This window comes from Flavobacterium sp. BFFFF1 (genome assembly GCF_002256285.1).
Lineage (GTDB): Bacteria > Bacteroidota > Bacteroidia > Flavobacteriales > Flavobacteriaceae > Flavobacterium.
The window spans coordinates 134597-140992 of sequence record NZ_NKJE01000009.1; the positions used below are offsets into that span (position 1 = coordinate 134597).

A 6396-nucleotide genomic window follows, 5' to 3' on the forward strand; every position below is an offset into this window, starting at 1 on the left:
CACCATTAACTCGCTACTGGGTAGGCCGAATTATTTTTACGTGAGTTAAAAGACGTAATACCTGACTTCTGGCTCTGTTCTAATATAATGTCTGCGCGGTGCTTCAGCTCAACACCTGCATTACAGTCACAAACAACCGTTTTAAAACGGATCAGCTCCGCAAAGTGGGTGTATTCGGAAGCGCAAAACCATCCCACTGCGACGCTTTTTGTCCTCGCCTGGCGTGGTAGTAGTTTAAAAACAGCATCGATTGAGGAAACATTTGGCCTGAGGACATGCAGGTTGTCATTTAAGATAAGGAATTTTGCAGGATTCTCTTCTGGCTGAAATGAAATCGGTTTTTCAATGTAAAGGATTTTCGCACCTGCATTTCGGTCCAGAAATCTCAGTGATTTTTTATACGTTTGGTCCCAGCTGCCGTCGCAAAATACCATCATGTCGTATACAGTATGGTTGTAGATGATTTCAGTTGGTGCAGATGTGTTTTTAATGTGTAGGTTATCTGGATTTTTCATAGCGTTTGTGTTGAATATTAATTTTATTCAAAACTAAATCGGGCATCTGTCATAAAATTATACGGATTTTAAAAAAGTTTATGGAATTACAATTTCAAATGGTTGCCGGGTTGTAGAGGTGCTATTACATGATATAATCTTTCCCACTAATTTCGTAAGATCTAAAAGGAGTTTGTTTACGAACTTCGGTACAATATAACTTTATAGCCATGGAAATTCAAGCAGCCCATAATGAAAATGCAACCAATCAACCGGTATCCGGTCCGACTTTGAATGAAAATTATACCCCGGATAGTACAACAGGTAGTGGTTACAGTGAAGCAGAGCGGGAAGTAAACGATGCTACTTTACAGCGAAATCCCGCTGACCCTCAGCACGCAGACAATGGCAGGATTGCACTCGTAAATAAATACAATATAAACGATAAGGCACATTCGGATAGCAGCGAAGAGGATTTTGTGAAAACCATTTCAAACCACCACCATGCTGATGCTGCAGATGATCTCAAAAGCGACTCGGAAATATAATTTCAACATACTATTCCTGCGGATTGACAGACTTATTCTCGGTTGCTTTTAACCCTACATACGCGGCGGAGCTAATCCCCATCAGCGTGAGTTCCAGTTCGCCAAACTCGATAAACTGTTGGTTGGTAAAGAAATAATTCAGGAAAATAAGTCCGAAAATCACGTTGAAGGCAAATGCCTGAAAACGGTGTACGCTAATGCCATTGCCATCTGATATAATATCAATGATGAAGTTACTGCTGTGATTTTTATCCTGATGTCTTGAAGCATTGGTAGACTTATCCGTATTGTCAATGATTTTAGCGGCGGTTATGGTGCCAAGGCTTATTCCGAGGAGAATGAGGCTTGACTTTGTTAGTTTGATAATTTGTCCATGTTCGCCATAGTACATACTGAAAGTACACACGATAATCAACGTCCACCAAAGCAGTTGTGTGTTTGCGAAACTATATGGTTTCACCTCGCAGTCCGTGCCATCTTTCAAAATATCGCTTTTAAATGCAAGCAGAACGCCAACCAGTGTAATTGCACCGGGGAGTAAGTAGTAGAAAATTGTTTTTGGATCCATTGCTGTCTGTGTAAAATGTTGTGCAACAAAGATTAACAATCGCCATTAGAAATAAAATACCCTTTATAGGGTATTTTACAAGCTATAAAAATCGTACTTGCTTTCGATGGCATATCGAATAAGGTCCGATTTGCCATGCAGGTTCATTTTTTTATGGATGTTTTTCCGGTGTGTGCCTACAGTTTCACTGCTGATGCAAAGCTCTGTTCCAATTTCTTCCGTCGTTCTGCCTTCTCCAATCATCCTCAGGATCTGCTTTTCCCTTGTTGTCAGATGGGCACTGTTGTGTGCGATGGCATCGTTTGCGATAATGGCATGGTCGAAATAAGTATTGCCGACATGCACCGACCGGATTGCGTCCTGCAGTAAAAATACCGATGAACTTTTCATAATGTATCCTGAGGCACCGGCTTCTTTCATTTGTGTGACGGCAATATGCTGGTCGAACATGCTGAACGCGATGACTTTGATTTCTGGGAATTCATTCTTGATGATTTTGGTCGCAGCAATACCGTCACATTTTGGCATCCTGATGTCGGTCACAACTACTAATGGCTGTGTCCTGCGTACCAAATCCAACAGCATTTCGCCGTCCTTCGCTTCTCCAATGATACGGATGTCATTTTCAGGCTTTAGGGATAACCTGATTCCGTCGAGCATCGCCTGATGATCTTCGGCAATAACCACTGTGATCATATTTTTAGTGTTTTGGCAAAAAAAAAAATAATTTTGCCGGTTTTGTGTTTGGTTTATCGGTTATTTATTGCGCACTCAAATTAGTAAAAAAACTAATACAACTGAACATTTTTTTAAAGTATGGGCGCTAGGATTTCTCATCGCTGTTATCTATTAAGTCGCTGAGGTGCAGCCTTAAGGCATTGACTGAAATGCTAATTTCCCAAAACGAAATACCTAGCGACACCAGCAGGCACAATAAGCTCAACCCAAACAGATAAATTCCTGATAACTCCTGTTCGAGAAACAAGAGCAGCATCGCAAAAACAGAAAGGAATAAACTTAAAACGCCGAACATCTGCATATAACGGATTAATGTAAGTCGAAGGTTCAGGTTTTTTATTTCGAGTAGCGTTTTCGAACTTTCCTTCTGCTCGTAATGCTGGCGTAAGCCGCGCACAATAGTCGCGATCGTAAGAAACCTGTTTGTATAAGCAAGTAAAATAAGCGATGTGGCGGAAAACAGCAGCGCCGGTGTTTCGATATGAAGCGTCATAGACTAGGGAATTAGCGACTGCAAGGTACAAAACACGTTAAAAGAATAGCCGGAATCTTGTAAACTTATTTCATTTAGTTAACAAAGCATGGGCCTTGAGAAGTATAATTTTATATTCGAATGTAAAAAAAACTTTATGGACTCGATCAACCAACAACAACCGGAAGATAATTTTAGAGATTTGCAGGGCGCTGAGGCGCTTCAGAAAATTAAGGAACTTGCCAAAAAAGCGGGCTCCTGTTTTTTTTGTACCAACATCGTTTCAGGAAAGCCTTTCCAAACGCGTCCAATGGCAGCAGAAAAAATCGATGATCAGGGTAATTTCTGGTTTTTAAGTTCCAATGACTCTCATAAAAACGAAGAAATTGCTTCGGATCCTCATGTACAAATGTTGTTCCAGGGATCGTCGTACAGCGACTATATGACGCTTTATGGCACTGCGACAATCAGCACCGATCGTCAGAAAATAGCAGAATTATGGGATGCCACCATGAAAACCTGGTTTACTGAAGGACAGGATGATCCACGAATCACAGTAATTAAATTCGTGCCTTCGGAAGGATATTATTGGGACACCAAACACAACATGGCCATTGGTCTCCTAAAACGGACTTATGGCGCTATTGTTGGCGAAACCTATGATGATTCTATAGAAGGAAACATCATGCCGTAAACGCTGAAAACAAAGAAAGCCGTCTAAAACAAGACGGCTTTCTTTTATAAAACACACACAGGGTTATTTAATCAACTCAAAACTTCTTTTGACGAAAGCGGTAAGTTCTTCCCCTTTGAGTAAATTTTGAGACAATCTTGCAAGATCCAGCGCCTGTTTTACCAATGCCGATTGTGCTTCGTTGTCTTTGTTGGCAAGTATTGCCGTCGCCAAATCTGAGTTGGTATTGACCACCAGATTGTACATTTCCGGCATATTGCCCATGCCAAACATTCCGCCACCACCGGACTGGCTCATCTCTTTCATACGGCGCATAAATTCTGGCTGCGTAATCAAAAATGGCGCAGCCTGACTGTCTAAAGCTTCAAGTTGCACACTATAAGTAGGCTGAGGCGCTATAGTTTGAACGATAGTTTTAAGTGACTCTTTTTCTTCATCAGAAAGTTTTGAGATAGATTCCTGATCAGTTTTGATGAGGTTATCGATGTGATCTGAATCCACGCGTACAAAAGTCAACCCATTGTTATCACCTTCCAGTTTTTGGATGACGTGCGACACGATGGGCGAATCAAGCAACAGCACCTCATAGCCTTTTGCCTTTGCTGCCTCGATGTAACTGTGTTGCGCATCCTTGTTGCCGGCATACAGGATTACTAACTTGCCGTCTTTATCTGTTTGCTTGTCCTTTAGGCTTTCTTTCAATTCGTCAAGCGTGTAATACTTGTCATCAACGGTGGGATAGAGGACAAATGAACCTGCTTTTTCATAGAATTTTGGTTCGGATAGCATCCCATATTCCAGAACGATCTTGATGTCGTTCCATTTTTTCTCAAAGTCTTCGCGGTTTTCCGTAAACAAGGATTTGAGTTTGTCGGCCACTTTACGCGTGATGTAGTTTGAAATCTTTTTCACGGCGCCATCGGCCTGAAGGTACGAACGCGAAACGTTCAATGGAATATCCGGTGAATCGATAACGCCTTTCAGCATCGTCAGGAATTCCGGAACGATTCCTTCAACATTATCGGTAACATAGACCTGGTTTTGATACAATTGGATTTTATCCTTCTGGATTTGCAAATCAGCACCAAGTTTTGGGAAATACAGTATTCCGGTTAAGTTGAATGGATAGTCGACGTTTAAATGAATATTGAACAAAGGCTCTTCGAACTGCATCGGGTACAATTCGCGGTAGAAGTTTTTGTAATCCTCGTCAGTCAGCTCGGAAGGTTGTTTTGTCCAGGCAGGATTTGGATTGTTGATGATATTGTCAACTTCAACAGTTTTGAAAACTTCATCTTTGTCGTCCTCGGCAACTGATTCTCCTTTTTTCTGTTCAACTTTTTCAGTTTTCGTGCCAAATTTAATTGGGATTGGCATGAACTTGTTGTACTTGTTCAGTAGACTGCTGATTTTGCCCTCTTCTAAAAACTCCAGGGAATCTTCGGCGATATGCAAAATGATTTCGGTTCCGCGATCGGATTTATCCGAAGGCTCCAGCGTAAACTCTGGGCTGCCATCGCAAGTCCAATGCGCTGCCGGTTCGTCTTTGTATGATTTAGTAATGATCTCAACTTTTTCCGCAACCATAAAGGCGGAATAAAATCCAAGGCCAAAATGGCCTATAATTCCGGAATCTTTCGCAGAATCCTTATATTTTTCCAAAAATTCCTCTGCGCCGGAAAACGCGACCTGGTTGATGTATTTTTCCACCTCTTCGGCGGTCATTCCGACACCCTGGTCGATGACGTGAAGTTTCTTTCCTTCCTTGTCAATTTTTACTTCAATGATTGGATTTCCATACTCGACTTTAGCTTCGCCAATGCTGGTCAGGTGTTTCAATTTTGACGTGGCGTCGGTAGCATTTGAAACCAGCTCACGAAGGAAGATTTCGTGGTCACTGTATAAAAATTTCTTGATTAAGGGAAAGATGTTTTCTACTGAAACATTAATTTTTCCTGTTGTCATAGTATAAAGTTTTATTAAAATTGGTTTCTATCCGCATTTCAAATAAAAGACCAAATTTTAAAATGTGACAAATTGTCGCGAATGCTAATTTTAATAATTAATTATCAAATCTTAAAACATAAAATTAAAGTTGGGATTGTATCTTTGTACTTGTTAAATTTAAATTCACCAAAACAATGAGAAAATTACTATTATTATTTGTACTCGCGATTTCGGTTGCTTCCTGCAAGTCGACATCCGCTACAAATACCAAAACAGACACGAAAGCCCAGGTCGCTATTAAGGGGAATTGGGTCCTGAGTTCAGTGAGTTATCCCGGCTCAGAATACATCAGGGTGCTTTCTTTCCAGATTGCAGATTCAAAGTGCTTTGAAGGAAGCACCTGGAAGTTTATTTCGAACAACAACAAAGGCGATATGGCATTGACCGCTGCCAATTGTACGTCGTTCAGCTCACCGTTTACCTGGTTTGTAAATAAAGACGGTCAATTCGTGCTTAAGCTGCTTAATGCGGGTGAAAAAGCCAAGAAAGTTCGTGACGGCTACGTGCTCACGCTGGCCAACCAATCGGAATCCTCGTTCCAGTTGTTGGATAAAATTGATGTGGGTGGAAAAATGACCAATGTCGTTTATCAATTTAATAAAGTAAACTAAAAACAAGAAAATGAAAAAATTATCAATAGTAGCATTGGCGATGGTGATGATGTCGTCACCTTTATTTACGAGCTGTGAAGCCGCAAAAAATACCAATAATGCGCAACGTGGCGCAGCAATCGGTGCAGTGGGCGGCGCCATTTTAGGCGGTGTTCTCGGAAATAATGTAGGAAAGGGCGGAAAAGGTGCCCTTGGAGCGGTACTTGGTGGTGTTGTCGGCGGTGTTGCCGGTGGTGTCATCGGTAACAAATTGGACAAACAGGC

General features: G+C 41.3%; 9 protein-coding genes. 4 read left to right on the forward strand and 5 right to left on the reverse strand.

Annotation, left to right across the window (positions count from 1 at the left end):
* Positions 1 to 5 precede the first annotated feature (5 nt).
* On the reverse strand, positions 6 to 515 hold the full coding sequence (locus CFE23_RS07780) for a hypothetical protein (protein ID WP_291086445.1): 510 nt from the start codon (positions 513 to 515) through the stop codon (positions 6 to 8).
* 209 nt (positions 516 to 724) lie between these two features.
* On the opposite strand from CFE23_RS07780, the gene CFE23_RS07785 reads away from it, so the two are divergent.
* On the forward strand, positions 725 to 1042 hold the full coding sequence (locus CFE23_RS07785; protein ID WP_291086447.1) for a hypothetical protein: 318 nt from the start codon (positions 725 to 727) through the stop codon (positions 1040 to 1042).
* Positions 1043 to 1052: 10 nt separating this feature from the next.
* Here CFE23_RS07785 and CFE23_RS07790 read toward each other — a convergent pair whose 3' ends face one another.
* From CFE23_RS07790 to CFE23_RS07800, 3 genes are all read right to left on the reverse strand, one after another.
* Positions 1053 to 1610 carry a hypothetical protein gene (locus CFE23_RS07790; protein WP_291086449.1) on the reverse strand — a complete coding sequence of 186 codons (558 nt, stop codon included), beginning with the start codon at positions 1608 to 1610 and terminating at the stop codon, positions 1053 to 1055.
* Between the two features lie 75 nt (positions 1611 to 1685).
* On the reverse strand, positions 1686 to 2306 hold the full coding sequence (locus tag CFE23_RS07795) for a response regulator transcription factor (RefSeq protein ID WP_291086451.1): 621 nt from the start codon (positions 2304 to 2306) through the stop codon (positions 1686 to 1688).
* 127 nt (positions 2307 to 2433) lie between these two features.
* Positions 2434 to 2841, reverse strand: a complete 408-nt coding sequence (locus tag CFE23_RS07800) for a DUF2721 domain-containing protein (protein ID WP_291086453.1) — start codon at positions 2839 to 2841, stop codon at positions 2434 to 2436.
* Positions 2842 to 2977: 136 nt separating this feature from the next.
* On the opposite strand from CFE23_RS07800, the gene CFE23_RS07805 reads away from it, so the two are divergent.
* Complete coding sequence (locus CFE23_RS07805) at positions 2978 to 3514, forward strand: pyridoxamine 5'-phosphate oxidase family protein (protein ID WP_291086455.1); 537 nt, start codon at positions 2978 to 2980, stop codon at positions 3512 to 3514.
* A 63-nt stretch (positions 3515 to 3577) separates the two neighbouring features.
* Here CFE23_RS07805 and htpG read toward each other — a convergent pair whose 3' ends face one another.
* Entirely contained in the window at positions 3578 to 5479 is a 1902-nt protein-coding gene (htpG, locus tag CFE23_RS07810; RefSeq protein ID WP_291086457.1) for a molecular chaperone HtpG, read from the reverse strand.
* Between the two features lie 176 nt (positions 5480 to 5655).
* On the opposite strand from htpG, the gene CFE23_RS07815 reads away from it, so the two are divergent.
* The gene (locus CFE23_RS07815; protein WP_291086459.1) at positions 5656 to 6132 is read left to right on the forward strand and encodes a lipocalin family protein; all 477 of its coding nucleotides are present in this window, start codon (positions 5656 to 5658) and stop codon (positions 6130 to 6132) included.
* A gap of 10 nt (positions 6133 to 6142) precedes the next feature.
* Positions 6143 to 6396 (forward strand): glycine zipper 2TM domain-containing protein (locus tag CFE23_RS07820; RefSeq protein WP_291086460.1); only part of this gene is annotated, 254 nt, incomplete at its 3' end.

Bases quoted from the DNA above. Each gene is read 5' to 3' on its own strand.
- CFE23_RS07780 (WP_291086445.1), bottom strand. From the start codon at position 515: ATGAAAAATCCAGATAACCTACACATTAAAAACACATCTGCACCAACT.
- CFE23_RS07785 (WP_291086447.1), top strand. From the start codon at position 725: ATGGAAATTCAAGCAGCCCATAATGAAAATGCAACCAATCAACCGGTA.
- CFE23_RS07790 (WP_291086449.1), bottom strand. From the start codon at position 1,610: ATGGATCCAAAAACAATTTTCTACTACTTACTCCCCGGTGCAATTACA.
- CFE23_RS07795 (WP_291086451.1), bottom strand. From the start codon at position 2,306: ATGATCACAGTGGTTATTGCCGAAGATCATCAGGCGATGCTCGACGGA.
- CFE23_RS07800 (WP_291086453.1), bottom strand. From the start codon at position 2,841: ATGACGCTTCATATCGAAACACCGGCGCTGCTGTTTTCCGCCACATCG.
- CFE23_RS07805 (WP_291086455.1), top strand. From the start codon at position 2,978: ATGGACTCGATCAACCAACAACAACCGGAAGATAATTTTAGAGATTTG.
- htpG (WP_291086457.1), bottom strand. From the start codon at position 5,479: ATGACAACAGGAAAAATTAATGTTTCAGTAGAAAACATCTTTCCCTTA.
- CFE23_RS07815 (WP_291086459.1), top strand. From the start codon at position 5,656: ATGAGAAAATTACTATTATTATTTGTACTCGCGATTTCGGTTGCTTCC.